16 protein-coding genes and 2 pseudogenes are annotated in these 15,166 nt (G+C 70.7%); 5 read left to right on the top strand and 13 right to left on the bottom strand.

Annotation, left to right across the window (positions count from 1 at the left end; translation table 11 throughout):
* Positions 1-71 precede the first annotated feature (71 nt).
* On the bottom strand, positions 72-575 hold the full coding sequence (locus AC07A4_RS38815; protein WP_478608594.1) for a translationally-controlled tumor protein: 504 nt from the start codon (positions 573-575) through the stop codon (positions 72-74).
* 520 nt (positions 576-1,095) lie between these two features.
* A pseudogene (locus AC07A4_RS38810) lies at positions 1,096-1,562 on the bottom strand (transposase family protein); the annotation flags it as partial.
* 157 nt (positions 1,563-1,719) lie between these two features.
* Between AC07A4_RS38810 and AC07A4_RS38805 the strand changes: the two are divergent.
* Positions 1,720-2,262: a sugar O-acetyltransferase gene (locus AC07A4_RS38805; RefSeq protein WP_242715290.1), complete on the top strand. Its 543-nt coding sequence runs from the start codon at positions 1,720-1,722 to the stop codon at positions 2,260-2,262.
* A gap of 400 nt (positions 2,263-2,662) precedes the next feature.
* Here AC07A4_RS38805 and AC07A4_RS38800 read toward each other — a convergent pair.
* The 5 genes and pseudogenes from AC07A4_RS38800 to AC07A4_RS38780 all read right to left on the bottom strand — a co-directional run.
* Positions 2,663-2,821: pseudogene (locus AC07A4_RS38800) on the bottom strand (DUF397 domain-containing protein); the annotation flags it as partial.
* Between the two features lie 60 nt (positions 2,822-2,881).
* A complete protein-coding gene (locus AC07A4_RS38795) occupies positions 2,882-3,079 on the bottom strand; it encodes a DUF397 domain-containing protein (protein WP_478608740.1) in 198 nt (65 codons plus the stop codon).
* A 223-nt stretch (positions 3,080-3,302) separates the two neighbouring features.
* Positions 3,303-3,515 (bottom strand): DUF397 domain-containing protein, encoded by a 213-nt coding sequence (locus AC07A4_RS38790; RefSeq protein WP_478608591.1) that lies wholly within the window; start codon positions 3,513-3,515, stop codon positions 3,303-3,305.
* Positions 3,516-3,652: 137 nt separating this feature from the next.
* Complete coding sequence (locus tag AC07A4_RS38785; RefSeq protein ID WP_478608589.1) at positions 3,653-3,928, bottom strand: DUF397 domain-containing protein; 276 nt, start codon at positions 3,926-3,928, stop codon at positions 3,653-3,655.
* A gap of 4 nt (positions 3,929-3,932) precedes the next feature.
* Positions 3,933-4,793, bottom strand: a complete 861-nt coding sequence (locus AC07A4_RS38780) for a helix-turn-helix domain-containing protein (protein WP_478608587.1) — start codon at positions 4,791-4,793, stop codon at positions 3,933-3,935.
* Between the two features lie 176 nt (positions 4,794-4,969).
* Here AC07A4_RS38780 and AC07A4_RS38775 point away from each other — a divergent pair, with 176 nt between their 5' ends.
* Positions 4,970-5,404 carry an ATP-binding protein gene (locus AC07A4_RS38775; RefSeq protein ID WP_478608584.1) on the top strand — a complete coding sequence of 145 codons (435 nt, stop codon included), beginning with the start codon at positions 4,970-4,972 and terminating at the stop codon, positions 5,402-5,404.
* On the opposite strand, the gene AC07A4_RS38770 is transcribed toward AC07A4_RS38775, so the two are convergent.
* Positions 5,401-6,120, bottom strand: a complete 720-nt coding sequence (locus AC07A4_RS38770) for a TetR/AcrR family transcriptional regulator (RefSeq protein ID WP_478608582.1) — start codon at positions 6,118-6,120, stop codon at positions 5,401-5,403. The two genes, AC07A4_RS38775 and AC07A4_RS38770, sit on opposite strands and share 4 nt — an antisense overlap.
* Positions 6,121-6,292: 172 nt before the next feature.
* On the opposite strand from AC07A4_RS38770, the gene AC07A4_RS38765 reads away from it, so the two are divergent.
* Both AC07A4_RS38765 and AC07A4_RS38760 read left to right on the top strand, forming a co-directional pair.
* Positions 6,293-7,981: an MFS transporter gene (locus tag AC07A4_RS38765; RefSeq protein ID WP_478608580.1), complete on the top strand. Its 1,689-nt coding sequence runs from the start codon at positions 6,293-6,295 to the stop codon at positions 7,979-7,981.
* A 103-nt stretch (positions 7,982-8,084) separates the two neighbouring features.
* The gene (locus AC07A4_RS38760; protein WP_478608578.1) at positions 8,085-8,309 is read left to right on the top strand and encodes a hypothetical protein; all 225 of its coding nucleotides are present in this window, start codon (positions 8,085-8,087) and stop codon (positions 8,307-8,309) included.
* A 21-nt stretch (positions 8,310-8,330) separates the two neighbouring features.
* Here the strand turns inward: AC07A4_RS38760 and AC07A4_RS38755 are convergent, their stop codons facing one another.
* A complete protein-coding gene (locus AC07A4_RS38755) occupies positions 8,331-9,806 on the bottom strand; it encodes a glycoside hydrolase family 16 protein (protein WP_478608575.1) in 1,476 nt (491 codons plus the stop codon).
* 271 nt (positions 9,807-10,077) lie between these two features.
* Here AC07A4_RS38755 and AC07A4_RS38750 point away from each other — a divergent pair, with 271 nt between their 5' ends.
* Entirely contained in the window at positions 10,078-11,694 is a 1,617-nt protein-coding gene (locus AC07A4_RS38750) for an AAA family ATPase (protein ID WP_478608572.1), read from the top strand.
* A 66-nt stretch (positions 11,695-11,760) separates the two neighbouring features.
* On the opposite strand, the gene AC07A4_RS38745 is transcribed toward AC07A4_RS38750, so the two are convergent.
* From AC07A4_RS38745 to AC07A4_RS38730, 4 genes are all read right to left on the bottom strand, one after another.
* Complete coding sequence (locus tag AC07A4_RS38745; RefSeq protein ID WP_478608570.1) at positions 11,761-13,482, bottom strand: WD40 repeat domain-containing serine/threonine protein kinase; 1,722 nt, start codon at positions 13,480-13,482, stop codon at positions 11,761-11,763.
* A gap of 194 nt (positions 13,483-13,676) precedes the next feature.
* Positions 13,677-14,156: a DUF5360 family protein gene (locus AC07A4_RS38740; RefSeq protein ID WP_478608568.1), complete on the bottom strand. Its 480-nt coding sequence runs from the start codon at positions 14,154-14,156 to the stop codon at positions 13,677-13,679.
* On the bottom strand, positions 14,156-14,482 hold the full coding sequence (locus AC07A4_RS38735; protein ID WP_478608565.1) for a DMT family transporter: 327 nt from the start codon (positions 14,480-14,482) through the stop codon (positions 14,156-14,158). Before AC07A4_RS38735 ends, AC07A4_RS38740 begins: the two co-directional genes overlap by 1 nt.
* Positions 14,482-15,060: a TetR/AcrR family transcriptional regulator gene (locus AC07A4_RS38730; RefSeq protein WP_478608563.1), complete on the bottom strand. Its 579-nt coding sequence runs from the start codon at positions 15,058-15,060 to the stop codon at positions 14,482-14,484. Before AC07A4_RS38730 ends, AC07A4_RS38735 begins: the two co-directional genes overlap by 1 nt.
* Positions 15,061-15,166: the final 106 nt, after the last annotated feature.

The following is a 15,166-nucleotide window of genomic DNA, read 5'->3' as shown; positions in this document are numbered from 1 at the left end:
CGTCTGCGACGGGAGCCCTGTCCGGCCAGCACAGTCGGGGCTCGGCCTTTGGGGGCGTCCACGAGACCCTGTCAGATCTTGTGTACCTTGACGCCGTCCCTGAAGAACGTGAAGTACGGAGTGCCGCCGTCTGCCCTGTGGTTCAGCAGGGCGACCATGGCGTCGGGGTCCATCCCCTGCCCGGTATAGAACTCATAGGCGTCGAAGTCCGCCAGGATCTTCTTGACGAGGGCGGGAGCTCCCTTCCTGAAGTCCTCGAGGCGTCCGGGATTCGTCTGCCTCAACTTGGCTTCAACGGCCTTCATGTACCCCTTGATGTACGTCATGTATGACTTCTTGTCGAATGACGTCTGTTGCAGACGGAATGAGGCGACCACGTTGTTCACTGTGGTGACGCTCTCGTCCAGCTCTTCGTCACCGTCTTCGGCGGGCGGGGTTGCTCCCAGATCCACATCAACACCCAACTTGACCTGGATCATCCGACAGTCCACCTCGTAGGCGCCCTCGACCTCCTTGATCGGGAACGCGTCGCTGAAAAGCTCATCACCGCTGATGACGTCCGTGTAGAGCAGCATGGCCACTCATCTCCCCACTCTCGCGTTCGCCGACTCGAGCCGCGTGCCCCCTGCCCGGGGACCACGGGGCGTGCGTACCCCTCGCCCGGAAACAACAAACGGACCATGCCCCTCCGTTCCACTCTTTGTGGTGACCTGTCGGGCAAGTCCTAGACAAGTGTGGCGAGTTGGGCTGGCGAAGTGGGCGGTGTCTGGTGGCGGCGACCTCTATGCGGATATTGCCTGTGCCGCCGCTGTACGGCGACTTGGATCAGGCGCTTTCGGAGGCGAGTTTGTGTGCTGTCCCGTGCTGTCCCGTGCTGGGGCTCGCGGGAGTAGAACGCTCTATCTAGTTGGGGTCGTGAAGTGGGTGGGGGCAGAGTGATCCGACGGATGCCGTCCAGGCGGGGAGCGTGAGGAGGGGGGCGGGGCCTGCTGGGTTCTTGGAGTCGGGGACGCCGATGCCTTCGGTGGGGTGCGGGGGGAGGTCGGCGACCTCTAGATGATCAATTCCAAGGGGTCAGTGGTCGGGCCGCTACCGTTCGCCCTTGCGGGTCGGCCGGAGCAACTGGATTCCGTACTCGGCCAGTTCGCGTGCGAAGTCGCGGCCGAAGTAGTTCTTGTCCCCGATCAGTGTCCGGCCGGGCCGGGCGGCGAGGAGGTGCGGTTCGGCCGCGAAGAGGTCCAGCACGGTCTCCCGCGAGCGGCCGCATTCCACAGGTGTGGAGTCCACGATCCATACGTCGTCGCTCCACACCGTGGTGCTGGTGGCCAGGCTCCGAGTGACTCGGCGGCCTTGCGCAGCCGCTTGTTGTAGCCGGGTTGCTGGGGCAGGTACGGAAAGAGGTGCCGCAGGTGGGCCCGGGCATGCCGGAGCCACCTGGCCTCGGAGGTGAAGCCGAGCATGGCCTGCATCATCGCGAGGGTGGCCAGCTCGGGGTCGGTGAACTGCGGCGCGATGCCCACGGCCGGCCGCCACGGCGCCAGGTCCGGACGCTCTTTCAGCAGGTCGTCGGTCGTCGCCTAGAGTGCTGTCGCGAGGGTGTCCAGGTTGTTCGTCACAAAACGATCTTGGACGTCCTCGTTTTCGTCTTCGTCGGCACCCCTTGACTTCGATCGTCCGGTGGGCCTTGTCCAGTCACCGGTTCGCGGAAAGGATCGTGGCATGTCCAGCGACCGTCTCATGCGCATCCACAGCGCCGAGTTCCAGGCCATGGCCGAGAGGGTCCTGCGGGTCACCGAGCTCACCTCCCGCCTGAACGTCCTGCCCTTCGAAGACGAAGCGGGAAAGGCGGAACTGCTCGAACAGATCCTTGGTAAGCCGCTGCCGCCGAGAGTCACGATCTATCCGCCCTTCTACACGGACCACGGCCTGAACCTCGACCTCGCCGAGCGCGTCTTCATCAACCAGAACTGCACGTTCCTGGACTATGCCGGCATCCGGCTCGGCGAGCGCGTGATGATCGGACCGAAGGTCACATTCATCACCAGCGGCCACCCGGTCGATCCCGAGGAGCGGCGGCTGTACCTCACCGGCGCACCCATCGACGTGGCAGAGAATGTGTGGATCGGTGCCGGTGCCACGATCCTGCCCGGCGTCAGCATTGGCCGTGACGCCGTGGTTGCCGCTGGCGCGGTCGTGGCCGATGACGTTCCGTCGGCCAGCTTGGTGACCGGAAGCAAGGCAACCGTGCACCGAAAGTGGTGACGACCCCTCAGGGCCATGCCGCGCCCACGACTGCGGGCAGCCATAAACCACATCGGAAGCCCGGACTCTCCCCCAAAGCCACTACTACAACCCAGGGGCAAGAGGCCCTCCGCTCGCTCACTGACCCCTTGGAACTGATCGTCTAGGCAGCTGCTCGGAGTGCCGTCGCTGTACGAGGACTTGCGCCAGGCCCCTTCGGGGGCGAGGTCGTGGGCGTTGAAGCGGGCGTTCATGGGTTCACACCTCTCGTCCTCGTTCCAGGCGGTGCGGGAGGTCGGCGGTGCCCTCGGGAGGAAGGCCGAGATGACCATGGCATCGAACCGACGTGTGAGGCAGGCGACTTCGCGCCGCCTGTCCGAGGTGGAGACGGGACACCAGGCGGTCCCGCCGCCCGGTGGGGTCAGAGTGACCCGACGAACGCCTTCCAGGCGGGGAGCGTCAGGAGCAGGGCGGGGCCTGCTGGGTTCTTGGAGCCGCGGACGCCGACGCCTCCGGCGGGGTGCGAGAGGTGGGCGGTGACCTCTATGCAGTTGTTGCCTGCGCCGCCGCTGTACGACGACTTGAACCAGGTGTTCTCGGGGGCGAGTTTGTGTGCTGTCCGGTGCTAAGTGCTCATGGACTAGAACGTTCTATCTAGTTGGTTGGTACTGGTTCGAGGGGGGCGGGGGCTGCTTTCGCCGCCCCGGTGAGGTTCAGAGTGATCCGACGAACGCCGTCCAGGCGGGGAGCGTGAGGGGAGGGCGGGGCCTGTGGGGTTCTTGGAGTCGCGGATGCCGACGCCTCCGGCGGGGTGCGAGTGGTGGGCGGTGACCTCTATGCAGTTGTTGCCTGTGCCGCCGCCGTACGACGATGTGAACCAGGCGTTGTCGGGGGCGAGTTTGTGCGCTCTCTGGTGTCTGGTGCTCGTGGACTAGAACGCTCTATCTAGTGGTGGGTGATGTAGTCCGGGGGGGAAGGCGGAGGCGGGCATGGCGCCGAACCGACGGGTGAAGCGGGGACCGGCTGATTCTTGGTCGGCCGCTCCCCGTCGGCTCGTGAGGTCAGAGCGATCCGATGAATGCCGTCCAGGCGGGGAGCGCGAGGAGGAGGGCGGGGCCTGTGGGGTTCTTGGAGTCGCGGATGCCTACGCCTCCGGCGGGGTGTGAGGGGAGGGCGGCAACCTCTAGGCAGTTGTTTCCTGTGCCGCCGCTGTACGAGGACTTGCGCCACGCCCTTTCTGGGGCGAGGTTGTGGGCGTTGCGGCGAGCGTTCATGGGTTCACGCCTCTCGACTCTGCGCCTCCGGCCGGAGAGCTCGGTGCGGTCTCGCTGAGGATGACGTGCGGTTCAGGTGCCGGGAGCTACGGGACCGGCTGATTCTTGGTCGGCCGATCCCGCCGCCCCGGTGAGGTTCAGAGTGATCCGACGAACGCCTTCCAGGCGGGGAGCCCGAGGAGCAGGGCGGGACCCGACGGGTTCTTGGAGTCGCGGACGCCGACGCCTTCGGCGGGGTGTGGGAAGTCGCAGACCTCTATGCAGTTGTTGCCTGTGCCGCCGCTGTACGACGATGTGAACCAGGTGGTGAGGTCGGCGACCTCAAGGCAACTCTGGCCCTGCCCGTCGCTGTACGACGACTTGAACCAGGCGCCATGGGGGGCGAGTTCGGTTGCATTGGCATAGGTGGTCATAGGTTCAGAGCTCTCGTTGTAGTTGGGTCATGAATTGAGGAGTGTCCTCAGGAGGAAGGGCGGAGGCTGCCATGGCATCGAACCGACGGGCGAACCGGTCGACCTCGCGTAGCTTGTCCGACGTGTGCACCGCGCCCCAGGCGCTGTCGATCTGGACACGGGGCGGCAGTCGGTCGCCGAGATCGAGGATCCCAAAATCGTTCGTCGAGCGGTAACCGTTGCGGAATGGCAACACCTGGAGCGTGATGTGCTCCCAGGACGCCAGCTCGGCGAGTTTCTCGTACTGCTCACGCATCACCTCCGCCCCGCCGACCGGATAGCGCAGGGCTGCTTCGCCGAGGATCGCGCGAAGCTTGACTGGGTTCTCGCGGGTGATGCACTCCTGGCGTTTCATCCTCAACGCCACGCTGTTGCGGATGAACTCCGACGTGGTCTCTTCCACGGGCTTGTTCAAGTCGTGGAGCGCCTGTGCATACCGCTGCGTCTGGAGCAGGCCGTGGACCAGCGTGGGGTGGTAGATCCGCATGCTTCTGGCCTCTGGTTCGAGGCCAACGAAGGCGGGCATGCCGGGTGGCATCAGCCCGCGGTACTGCGTTGTCCAGTCCCAGCGGGATGATTCCCGGTTGAGGTCGACGAAGGACTCGATGACGTCCTCGTCAGTCACCCCGTACTTGGCCAGTGCCTTCCGGAGATCCCCCACGTTGCGGAAGTTCAGGGCTCCGTTCTCGATCCGCAGCAGCGATGCCTCGGAGATCCTCAGTCCCTGCACCGCCTGCTTGCGTGTCAGGCCACGCTCTTCCCTCAACTGTCGCATCTGCAGGCCCAGTTCCAGCCTTTGTCCAGTCTGCCCGCGCTTGGCTGCCATGCGCACCGTCCGCGTTTCCTTGTGCGTGTCACCTGCCCTTGCGTTCGGAGTGTGACACCTCATGTGCGGCTGTCGCAGTCAGTTGTGCACATTCCTGCATAGTCCAATTCTCACTGCCTGGAAATTTCAGGGAAGTTCGATTGCAGTCGAACGGGAAATGTCGAGAGCGTAGTTGCATGAGAAACCCCACCCCCTCCCCCCTTCCGGCGCCCCTCACCCACGAATGGGTCTCCAGCTACCCCATGACCCCGGCGGCCGCCAGGCTCGCGCGTTCCCATGCGCGGCGGCGGCTCGTCTCGTGGCCCTGGTCCGGCGACGTCGACGACGCCGTGCTCGTCGTCTCCGAACTCGTCGCCAACGCCGCGCGCCACGGCAGGGTGGCAGGCCACCACCTGTGGCTGCGGCTCGCCCTCGCCGAGGGCGGGGGCCTCGTCGTCGACGTGTCCGACCCGGTCCACCGCTTCCCCGGGTTCGACGGGGGCGTCGCGGACGCGATGGGGGAGGGTGGGCGGGGGCTGATGGTCGTACGCCGACTCGCCGCCGACGTCGGCTGGTTCGTACACCCGGAGCGCGGCAAGACCGTTCGCGCCGAACTGCCCCGCAGCGGCTAGGCCGAGGCCACCTCGGCGACGAGGGCGGTCGCCTCCGGCAGCGGCACCCCGGCCGCCGTCAGAAACGTGGCCGCCGCCGCGCGACCCGCCTCCTCCGACTCAAGCACGCCGTCGTTCACCGCCTCCATGAGGCCGAAGACGATGCTTTCGAGGACGTAGACGAGGGCGCGGGGTGGCACCGGCGTGGTGAAGCGCCCCTCGTCCAGGGCCCGTTGGAACATGGCGACGCCCGCCGCGTGCATGGGGGCGAGGCGTTCGCGGATGCCGTCCATGGTGACCGCGCGCTGCGCGAGGGAGAGCAGCAGGCGGTAGGGCGCGGTGACGCGCCACACCCCGAGCATCGCGCCCGCGACGGCCCGCACCGGGTCGTCGGCGTCCTCCTCGTACGCGGCGGCGTGCACGGTCATCACCGCCGCCACGGCCTCGTCCAGGAGTGCGGTGACCAGCGCGTCGCGGCTGGGGAAGTGGCCGTAGACCGTGCGGCGCACCACCCCGGCGGCGCGGGCGATCTGGTCCATGGACGCGTCCGGGTCCCGGGACAGCTCGGCGAAGGCGACGTCGAGGATGCGGCGCCGGTTGGCGTCAGCACGGGTCGTGGCGGCGGGCGCGGGCGCGGGCGGGGGCGCGGAGGCTGCGGGTCCGGTGCCCCCGGAGGGCCCGGCACCCGTGGTGGCCCCGCTCGCACCCGGCGTCGGCGTCGGCTTCGTACGGCTCATGACGTCATTCTGCCGCCCGGCAGCCGACTTGCACACCGGTGTGCAAAACCAGGCGCCGTCGCGTACATTGCACAGCGACGTGCAATTGCACAGGGCTGTGCAAGGCCTGGAGCGCCGCCACGCACCGCCGCGCACCGCCCCGTGCCCGCCGAACCCTCGAGGGGTGGACCCGATGCCCTTGCTGATCACGGAACCGGTCGAGAAGTCGGACCGTCCTTACGCCCGCCGCTGGTGGGCCCTGCTCGTGCTGTGCCTGAGCCTGCTGATCGCCGTCATGGCGAACACCGCGCTCACGGTCGCGGCGCCCGACATGACCCTCGACCTCGGCCTGTCCAGCTCGGACCTGCAGTGGGTCATCGACGCCTACACCGTCCCGTACGCCGCGCTGATGCTGCTGCTCGGCGCGATCGGCGACAAGTACAGCCGCCGGGGCGCGCTGGTGCTCGGCCTGCTGGTGATGGGCGCGGGCGCGGCGGCCGGGGCGATGGTCGACAGCGCGGGCGCGGTGATCGCCGTACGCGCCGTCATGGGCGTCGGCGCGGCCATGATCATGCCCGCGACGCTCTCGCTGCTCGCCGCCACCTTCCCGCGTAAGGAGCGGGCCAAGGCCATCACGATCTGGGCGGCCACGTCCGGCATCGCCATCGCCGCCGGGCCGCTGATCGCGGGCGTGCTGCTCAAGGACCACGGCTGGCAGTCGACCTTCCTGATCAACCTGCCGGTGTGCGCGGTCGCGATCGTCGGCGCGTTCGTCCTGGTGCCGCCGTCCAAGGCCGCCGCGCACGGCCGGATCGACTACGTCGGCGGGCTGCTGTCGGTGGTCTGGGTGGGCTCCCTGATCTTTATGATCATCGACGGTCCGCACTTCGGGTGGGGCGCGCGGGCGCTCACGGCGGCGGCCGTCGCGGGCGTCGGGCTCGTCGTGTTCGTCCTGTGGGAGCTGCGCCACCCGCGGCCCGTCCTGGACGTGCGCCGGTTCGCGCGGCGCGGCTTCGCCGGGGCCAACCTCGCCGTCGCCGTCTTCTTCCTCGCCGTGTTCGGCGTCTTCTACTACCTGACGCAGCACCTCCAGTTCGTCCTCGAGTACGACGCCCTGGAGACCGGCGTACGCATGCTGCCGCTCGCGGGCGCGGTCTTCGTGGGCTCGGCCCTCACCGGCGTGCTCGCGCCGCGGCTCGGCGCGAAGGTCATGGTGACCACGGGCATGGTCGGCGGCACGACCGCCCTGGCACTGCTCACACGGATCGACGCGACCTCCACGTACGCGGACTTCGTGCCGTCGCTCGTCGTGCTCGGTGTCTCGCTCGGCTTCGCCGTGTCACCCTGCACCGACGCGATCATGGGGGCCTTCCCCGAGTCGGAGCTCGGCGTCGGCGGCGCCGTCAACGACACCTCCCTGGAACTCGGCGGCTCCCTCGGCATCGCCGCGCTCGGCTCGATCCTGGCCTCCGCGTACTCCTCGAACCTCGCGGAGGAGACCAAGGGCTCCAAGCTGCCGCCCGAGGCGCTGGAGCAGGCGCAGGACTCCGTGGGCGCGGGCGGCGGCGTCGCGCAGGCCATCGGGGGCCGGGCCCGCGAACTCGCCGAGCAGGCCGCCGCGGCCCACTCGCCGCAGCAGGCCGCACAGCTGAAGGCGCAGGCCGGCGAACTGGCCCAGGGCGCCCAGGAGATGCGGCACGCGGTCGGCTCGGCGTTCTCCGACGCGGTGTCCCACACCAGCCTGGTCGGCGCCCTGATCCTCGGCGCCGGAACGGTGGCGGTGGCGCTGCTGCTGCCCCGCAAGGGCACGGGGCAGGGTGCCTCGGCCGGTGCCGTTCCGGACCCCGCCGTCCGTGCTCCCGAGAAGGAGCCGGTGCCCTAGCCGCCACCCCCGAGCCCTCCGGCCGCATCCGTCGACTACTGTGGCCGACCGGTGCCTGACCAGCACCGATGCTCAATCGGAGACCTCGGGGGAAGGACAGGCCATGGGCAAGCCGGTGCGTGCCGCGATAGGCGAGCGGTGGATCACCTGCCACATCTGCGGAGGCGGCGCCTTCCGCGACCGCGAAGTCAAGCTCAACAGCTCCGGCATGGAGTTCTTCAACCTCGCCTGGGCCAATGAGTCCGCGACCGGCCTCATCTGCCTGACCTGCGGGTACGTCCACCTCTTCGTGAACCGGGAACTGCGCCTGTTCTGGGTGGACTCGTAACGGAGGCCGCCCGCGCGGGCCTCAGCCGAAGGGGATCCGTACGACCGACTGGTTGCCCGTGCCCAGCGTGCTCGGTCCGTTCCCGATCGCGTTCCACACCTCGACCCGCACCGTCCCGCCGCGCATCGCGCCGTGCTCGCCCGTGGCCGACTTCAGGCCCCGGCCCTGGGTGTAGCGCTCGTATCCCGGCACCGGGTCCGTCGCGAAGTAGTGGTACGTCTCCGTCCGGTCCCAGGAGCCGTCGCCCGTACGGTCGTAACTCACCCGCACCTGCTGGCCGTTGGCCACGGTCGAGCCCGCGTCGACGAGCAGGTCGAACTGGGTCGCGCCACCGGTGTGGGTGCCGTTGACGCCGGTCGCGGTGAACGTCTGCGGGGCGTGCGGGGTGCCGTCGTGGTTGGCGCCGCCCGCCGAGGCGAGGGTCGCGGTGGATGCGGTGGGCGTGGCCTCGCCCAGCGTGCCGCCGGGGCGCAGGTGCAGCGTGGCGGGTGTGCCGGGGTCGCCGCCCCCGCCGCCGCGTGTCCACACCGCCACGTAGTCCACGAGCATGGACCGGCCAGGGGTCGTCGCCGCGACCGGCGTGGCGCGGCCCGCGACGCCATCGGGGAAGCCGCCGCCCATCGCGACGTTCAGGAGGATGAAGTACCCGGCGTGGCTCGTCATATTGGTCCACGCCTCGGCGCCCACGCGGTTCTCGTCCACGCTGTGGAACAGCTGTCCGTCGACGTACCAGCGCAGCATGTTCGGGCTCGCAGAGCGGTCCCACTCGAAGCGGTAGGTGTGGAACGCGGACTGGCACGAGGCGCCCGGGCAGGCGCGGCTCGCGCCGATGCCGTTGGTCTCGTTGCACGGGCCGCCGGGGTTTACCCCGCAGTGCAGCACGCCCCACACCGAGTTGATCCCGTTCACGTTCTCCATCACGTCGAACTCGCCGATCGACGGCCAGTTCCAGTAGTTCCCCCGGTAGGGCGAGCCGAGCGCCCAGAACGCGGGCCAGTAGCCGAGCGCCTGCTCGCCGGTGACGTTCGGCATCTGGACGCGGCCCTCGATGGCGAGGGTGCCGCCCGCCGGGGCCTTGAAGTCGGCGCGCCGCGTCTCGATCCGGCCGGACGTCCAGTTCCCCGCGCCGTCCCGCAGCGGCGTGATCCGGAGGTTGCCGCCGCCGTCGAGCGCCAGGTTGTCGGGGGACGAGGTGTAGTTCTGGACCTCGCCCGTGCCCCAGTTCGCGGGCCCGCCGGGGTAGTTGTGGCCGGTGTCGACCTGCCAGTTCGCGGCGGAGGGCAGCGAACGGGCGGGGCCGTTGAAGTCGTCGCTCCACTGGAGGGTCCAGCCGGGCGCCGGGGGGACGTCGGCGCTCGCCGCGCCGGGGGCGAGCAGCGGGGCCGTCAGGCCGAGGGCGGCCAGGCCGGTGAGGAGGGCGGTGCGGAAGGGGGTGCGGAAGGGGGTGCGCGGGAGGAGGCGGAACGGGGTGCGGAACGGGGTGCGTCTTGTTCGCATGGGGCACCTCGGAGGGTGGAAGGGCAGCCGGTACTGAGAGCGCTCTCAGAGTTGTTTAGTTGTGGACATGCCATGCGTCAATGGGGTGCGTGCGTCAACTTCCCGAAGGCGTGGGGGAGTCCGACCGCCGCCGGTACGGGAGTCCGCGCGCGCTCGACCGGGGAGTCCGCCCGCCCCGGGAAATCGCGTTGACGGTGCTCTTCCGTCGCGGCCACGCTGAGTACTCCTGAACTGCCGGGCCAGCGGCAGCGTGACGGGGGAGCGGACGACCATGACCACACGGATCGTGAACGTGCACGACATGGGCGACGGTGACGGCGACGGCGAGCAGGCCGAACTGGAGCGCGTGGGCGAGCTGTTCACCCAGTTCGTCGAGGCCGTCGCGCGCCGGCCCCGGGCGCAGGAGGGCGAGGGGCGCGACGTCACCGCGCGGCTGCGCGCCCACCTCGGCACCGAGCCGGGCCAGCTCCCCGTCGTCAAGGGCGCGTACGCGCCGTACGACCACCCGAACGTCCACCTGGCCCTGGAGCGCTGGTTCGCCGCCGAGGGACGCTCGTACGAACTGATCGGCATGACCGGCTCCGACCACCGGGGGCACTACACGCTCTCCGAGATCCTGGAGACCGCGAGCCGCTACGAGAAGTTCGTGATCGGCGCCGTCGACTACGCCCACCTGCCCGTCTCCCCCGACCAGGAGATGGCCTGCGTCTCCTTCGGCTTCTACCTGGGCACCGAGCGCGCCGCCGACGGCACCGAGGAGCGCTGCGTGGTCCTCCTGCGCGGCCCGGGCGACGAGTTCGGCAACGAGAAGGTCCAGCTGGAGGTGCTCGCCGCCTCCCGCGACACCGCCAAGCGCCTGCTCGCCGGGGTCGACGCGCTGGTCCGCGAGCACAACGTCTTCCGGGGCCAGGTCCTCTCCTTCGAGGGCTCGGCCTTCAGCGAGGGCCTCGGCCCGTTCCGCTTCCACCGCCGCCCGGACCTCGCCCGCGACGGCATCGTCCTGCCGCCGGGGCTCCTGGACCGGGTGGAGCGCCACGTCGTGGGCGTGGCCCGCCAGCGCGAGCGGCTGCGCGCGGCCGGGCAGCACCTGCGGCGCGGCCTGCTGCTCTACGGCCCGCCCGGCACCGGCAAGACCCACACCATCCGCTATCTCCTCTCCGGCCTGCAGGACTTCACGGTCGTGCTGCTCTCCGGCGTCACGATCGAGGCCATCGGCCCGGCCTGCGCGCTCGCCCGCATGCTCCAGCCCGCCCTCGTCGTCCTGGAGGACTGCGACCTGGTCGCGGAGGCCCGTGACTTCGGCGACGGCGAGCAGCCGCTGCTCTTCCAGGTCATGAACGAGATGGACGGCCTCGGTGACGACGCGGACGTGGCGTTCCTGCTCACCACGAACCGCGCCGACCTCCTGGAGCCCGCCCTCGTGCAGCGCCCCGGCCGCGTGGACCTCGCGGTGGAGATCCCGCTGCCCGACACGGAGGGCCGCCGTCGGCTGCTCGCCCTCTACGGCGGCGGGCTCGGCCTCGACGAAGACGTCACCGAGGAGGCCGTCGCGCGGACGGCGGGCACCACGGCGTCCTTCACCAAGGAACTGGTGCGCCGCGCGGTCCTCATCGCCGCCGAACGCGACGCGGACACCACGGGCGACGACGTCCGTGCCGCCCTCGACGAGCTCCTGTCGGACCGGGACAAGCTGACACGACGGCTGCTCGGGGTGCCGGGGGACGACGAGGACGGTGAGGACGATGAGGAGGGTGAGGGCGGGGTGTACGACAGCGAGGAGTACGACGAGGACTTCGACGGTGGGCCCGGGCCGGGGCCTGGGCCGAAGGGGCGCCCCGGTGAGAACGGCGGCGGCTTCTTCAGGGCGTCGTACCGGCCGCAGCGCTGACCCCACCGAAAACGCCCCCGTCGGGGACGGAGGCGGGGGCCGGGGCTGGGGCGTGGGGCGTGGGGCTCAGAGCGTCCAGAGCCGGACGGTCCCGTCGTAGCTGCCGCTGGCCAGAGTGGTGCGGTCGGGGCTGAACGCCACGGAGGTGACCGGTCCCGTGTGCCCCTCCAGGGTGCGTTGGAGTTCGCCGGTGCCCACGCCCCATAAGTGGATGACCTGGTTGTGGCAGGCGCCCGCGAGGGTGCGGCCGTCGGGGCTGAACGCGAGGGACAGCGGTGCGTCGCTGCCCGCCTCCAAGGACCGGCGGACGTCGCCAGTGCGCACCTCCCACAGGTGGAGGGACCGGTCGGCGTATCCAGTGGCCAGGACGCGGCCGTCGGGGCTGAACGCGAGGGCCGTGTGGGAGTGCCGCTCGGGCAGTTTGCGGCGCAGCTCGCCCGAGGGGACGTGCCACAGGCGGACCGAGCCGTTGATGCCGCCGCTCGCGACGGTGCGGCCGTCCGGGCTGAACGCGACGGAGCGCACCACGCCGCCGGGGCAGGGCAGTTCGAACAGCGGGGCGCGGGTGTCCGCGTCCCAGAGCCGCACCACGCGCTCGTCCGCGCCGCTGGCGAGCGTCCTGCGGTCGGGGCTGAAGGCCAGGCACGAGACCGCGTTGAGGATCCCCGGGACCTTCAGCATGGCCAGCGGCCGGCCGCTGGGCAGCTCCCAGAGCTGGACCAGTCTGGCGCACCCGGTGGCCAGCGTGTTCCCGTCCGGGCTGAACGCCACGTGGGCGCCCGCCGCGCTCTTCAGGCGGATCGGGGTGTGGGGTTCGCCGGTGTAGGGGTCCCACAGGCGTACGCGCTTGTCGTAGCCGCCGCTGGCCAGGGTGGTGCCGTCCGGGCTGAAGGCGACCGAGCGCACGCCGTTGCGGTGCCCCGGCAGCGTCAGGCGCCGCTCCCGGGCGGGGGCGGCGCGGGGGAGGTCGGCGGCCGTGGCCGGCGCGGGCCCGGCGAGCTCGCGGGCAAGGGCGGCCGCGTCGGGCCGGTCGTCCGGCTTCTTGGCGAGCAGCGCGAGCACCAGCTCGTCCTGCGGCCCGGGCACGTCGGGCCGCAGGTCGCGCGGGCGCGGCGGCGGGTCCTCCACGTGCTGGCGCATCAGCCCGAAGACGGACGCGTCGGCGTGGAACGGCGGCCGCCCGGTGAGCAGTTCGAACAGCACGCACCCCAGGGAGTACAGATCGGCGCGGGCGTCGACGACCTCCGCCCGGCACTGCTCAGGCGACATGTAGACGGGGGTGCCCACGACGCGCCCTGTGGTGGTGAGGACGGACGTGGCGTCGGTGGTGCGGGCGATGCCGAAGTCGCAGATCTTCACCCGGTCCTCGGCCTGCACGAACAGGTTGCCGGGCTTCAGGTCCCGGTGGACGACGCCGCAGGCGTGCGCGGCGGCCAGCGCGGCCGCGGTCTGGCGGGCGAGGCGCACGACGCGCTCGACGCACAGACCGCCGGGGTGCTCGGCGAGCAGCCGCGACAGGTCACGGCCGCGCAGCAGCTCCATGACGATGAACAGGCACCCCTCGTGGCGGCCCGCGTCGTGCACCACGGTGATGCCCGGGTGCTGGAGCCTCGCGAGCGTGGCGGCCTCGCGCTGGAAGCGCCGCTCCGCCTCCTCGCCGAACAGGGTGGGCAGCACCTTCACGGCGACGTCGCGCCGCAGCAGCGAGGAGTCGCGGGCCTGCCACACCTCGCCCATGCCGCCCCGGCCGAGCAGCCGCTCCAGGCGGTAGCGTTCCGCCAGCGTCACGCCGGACAGATTCATCGTGCCCCCGGTGAGTGCCCCTAGAGCCCCGCGCCGGTGACGGTCTTCCGTCGGCTTCCCGTCGGTCACGGGACCGGCTGCCCACCGGCCGCGCACCGCCGTCCCGTCGAGGCGAACGTACGTCACGAAGGCTACTCAGAAAGGGAGTTGGGTACCCACAGGGCGTACCGGAGCGTCGCTCACCGTGGGGCGCGTCTCCCGCTCGCGTCGGGGGCGCGCACCGGCGGCCGCGCGCCCTCGGGCGGGATGCGGGTGATCAGCAGGAGCACGGCCGGAATCGGGAAGAGCAGCAGCGCCAGGTTGGGGAGCCACCACGTCGGCGACCAGTCGCCGCGCAGCGCCCAGAAGGCGACGGCCTGCAGCCCGGCCGTGCTGGTCAGGGTGAGCGAGACCAGCATCAGCGGGCGCCAGGCGGCGGCGTGCCGGTGGCCGGGGCGGCGGGTCAGGTACAGGGCGGCGAGGCCGGTGGCGCTCGCCGCGAGGTCCAGGGGCAGGAACGAGTAGTTCCAGTCGCTCATCACCGGGTCGTCGTAGTCCTTGTACGCGTACGCGGCCGGGATCAGGCCGAGCAGCGCGGCGCTCCAGTACGCGAGGAAGCCGAGGTCGGTGACGAGCATGGCGAGCTTGACGGCGGCGAGGCTGCGGGGCCGGTCGGACATCAGTGCTCCAGGCCCCCGCCCAGGTACAGGACGGCCACGCCCGCGACGATGAGGAGCGCGCCCGCCACGGTGGCCAGGCGCACGTTCTCGTCGAACAGGAGCACGCCCCCCGCGAGCGCGCCCACCGTGCCGAGGCCGGACCACACGGCGTACACCGGGCCGACGTGGAGCGTCTTGAGCGCCTGCGCGAGCAGGACGAACGCGGCGGCGTACCCGATGACGACGAGGACGCTCGGGCCGAGGCGGGTCAGGCCGTGGGAGGCCCGCAGCGACAGCGTGGCGGCGATCTCGGAGACGATGGCTCCGGCGACCAGGACGAAGCCCATCAGGGTGACTCCCGCTCTCGTTCCGGCTGTTCGGGGTGGATTCGGGGGTGGACTTGGGGGCGGATCAGGTCGCTGACCAGGGCCCGCAGTCGGCGGTGGTCCTCGCCCTTGGGGTCGGCGAGGCCGAGGAGGCGGGCCGTCCACCAGCCGTCGACGGCCATGCGGACGAGCGTGGCGACGCCGGGCGGCAGTCCGTCGCTCTCCAGGCGCCGCTGCCAGGAGTCGTACCGCTCCTGGAGGATGCCGAGCACCTCGGGGCCGTTGGCCGCCGCGAGGAGCGCCACGGGCACCGAGTCCGACGGCGTGCGCTCGCCCTCGGGGGCCTCGGGCGGGACCGACGCGTCGAGCCAGGCCCGGGTGTAGGCGCCGGGCGGCGCGTCCGGTCCCGGCAGGGCCGCGTCGAAGCGGTCCACGAGCCGTACGACGACGCCCCGCACCAGGGCCTGTTTGCTCGGGAAGTGATACAGCAGGCCGCCCTTGCTGACATGGGCCTCGGCCGCCACCGCGTCCAGGCGGATGGCGTCGACGCCCTGCTTGACCAGGAGTCTCTCGGCGGCGTTCAGGAGCCGGTCGCGCACGCGTCACCCCGTTCCGGGAATCCGGGGCCACCGAATTCCACCGATCTTGAATTGCGGTGATCATCTTGAATTGCGGTGATCTCGCGGCGATCTCGCGGAGATCTTG

It is taken from the genome of Streptomyces sp. NPDC043996 (genome assembly GCF_056435225.1).
Note: the sequence above shows the minus strand (reverse complement) of the source record. Positions and strands in the feature narration are given on the sequence as shown.

What these genes read in the sequence shown, in the direction of transcription:
- AC07A4_RS38815 (WP_478608594.1), bottom strand. Translation starts at nt 575, where the DNA reads ATGCTGCTCTACACGGACGTCATCAGCGGTGATGAGCTTTTCAGCGAC.
- AC07A4_RS38805 (WP_242715290.1), top strand. Translation starts at nt 1,720, where the DNA reads ATGTCCAGCGACCGTCTCATGCGCATCCACAGCGCCGAGTTCCAGGCC.
- AC07A4_RS38790 (WP_478608591.1), bottom strand. Translation starts at nt 3,515, where the DNA reads ATGAACGCTCGCCGCAACGCCCACAACCTCGCCCCAGAAAGGGCGTGG.
- AC07A4_RS38785 (WP_478608589.1), bottom strand. Translation starts at nt 3,928, where the DNA reads ATGACCACCTATGCCAATGCAACCGAACTCGCCCCCCATGGCGCCTGG.
- AC07A4_RS38780 (WP_478608587.1), bottom strand. Translation starts at nt 4,793, where the DNA reads ATGGCAGCCAAGCGCGGGCAGACTGGACAAAGGCTGGAACTGGGCCTG.
- AC07A4_RS38775 (WP_478608584.1), top strand. Translation starts at nt 4,970, where the DNA reads ATGAGAAACCCCACCCCCTCCCCCCTTCCGGCGCCCCTCACCCACGAA.
- AC07A4_RS38770 (WP_478608582.1), bottom strand. Translation starts at nt 6,120, where the DNA reads ATGAGCCGTACGAAGCCGACGCCGACGCCGGGTGCGAGCGGGGCCACC.
- AC07A4_RS38765 (WP_478608580.1), top strand. Translation starts at nt 6,293, where the DNA reads ATGCCCTTGCTGATCACGGAACCGGTCGAGAAGTCGGACCGTCCTTAC.
- AC07A4_RS38760 (WP_478608578.1), top strand. Translation starts at nt 8,085, where the DNA reads ATGGGCAAGCCGGTGCGTGCCGCGATAGGCGAGCGGTGGATCACCTGC.
- AC07A4_RS38755 (WP_478608575.1), bottom strand. Translation starts at nt 9,806, where the DNA reads ATGCGAACAAGACGCACCCCGTTCCGCACCCCGTTCCGCCTCCTCCCG.
- AC07A4_RS38750 (WP_478608572.1), top strand. Translation starts at nt 10,078, where the DNA reads ATGACCACACGGATCGTGAACGTGCACGACATGGGCGACGGTGACGGC.
- AC07A4_RS38740 (WP_478608568.1), bottom strand. Translation starts at nt 14,156, where the DNA reads ATGTCCGACCGGCCCCGCAGCCTCGCCGCCGTCAAGCTCGCCATGCTC.
- AC07A4_RS38735 (WP_478608565.1), bottom strand. Translation starts at nt 14,482, where the DNA reads ATGGGCTTCGTCCTGGTCGCCGGAGCCATCGTCTCCGAGATCGCCGCC.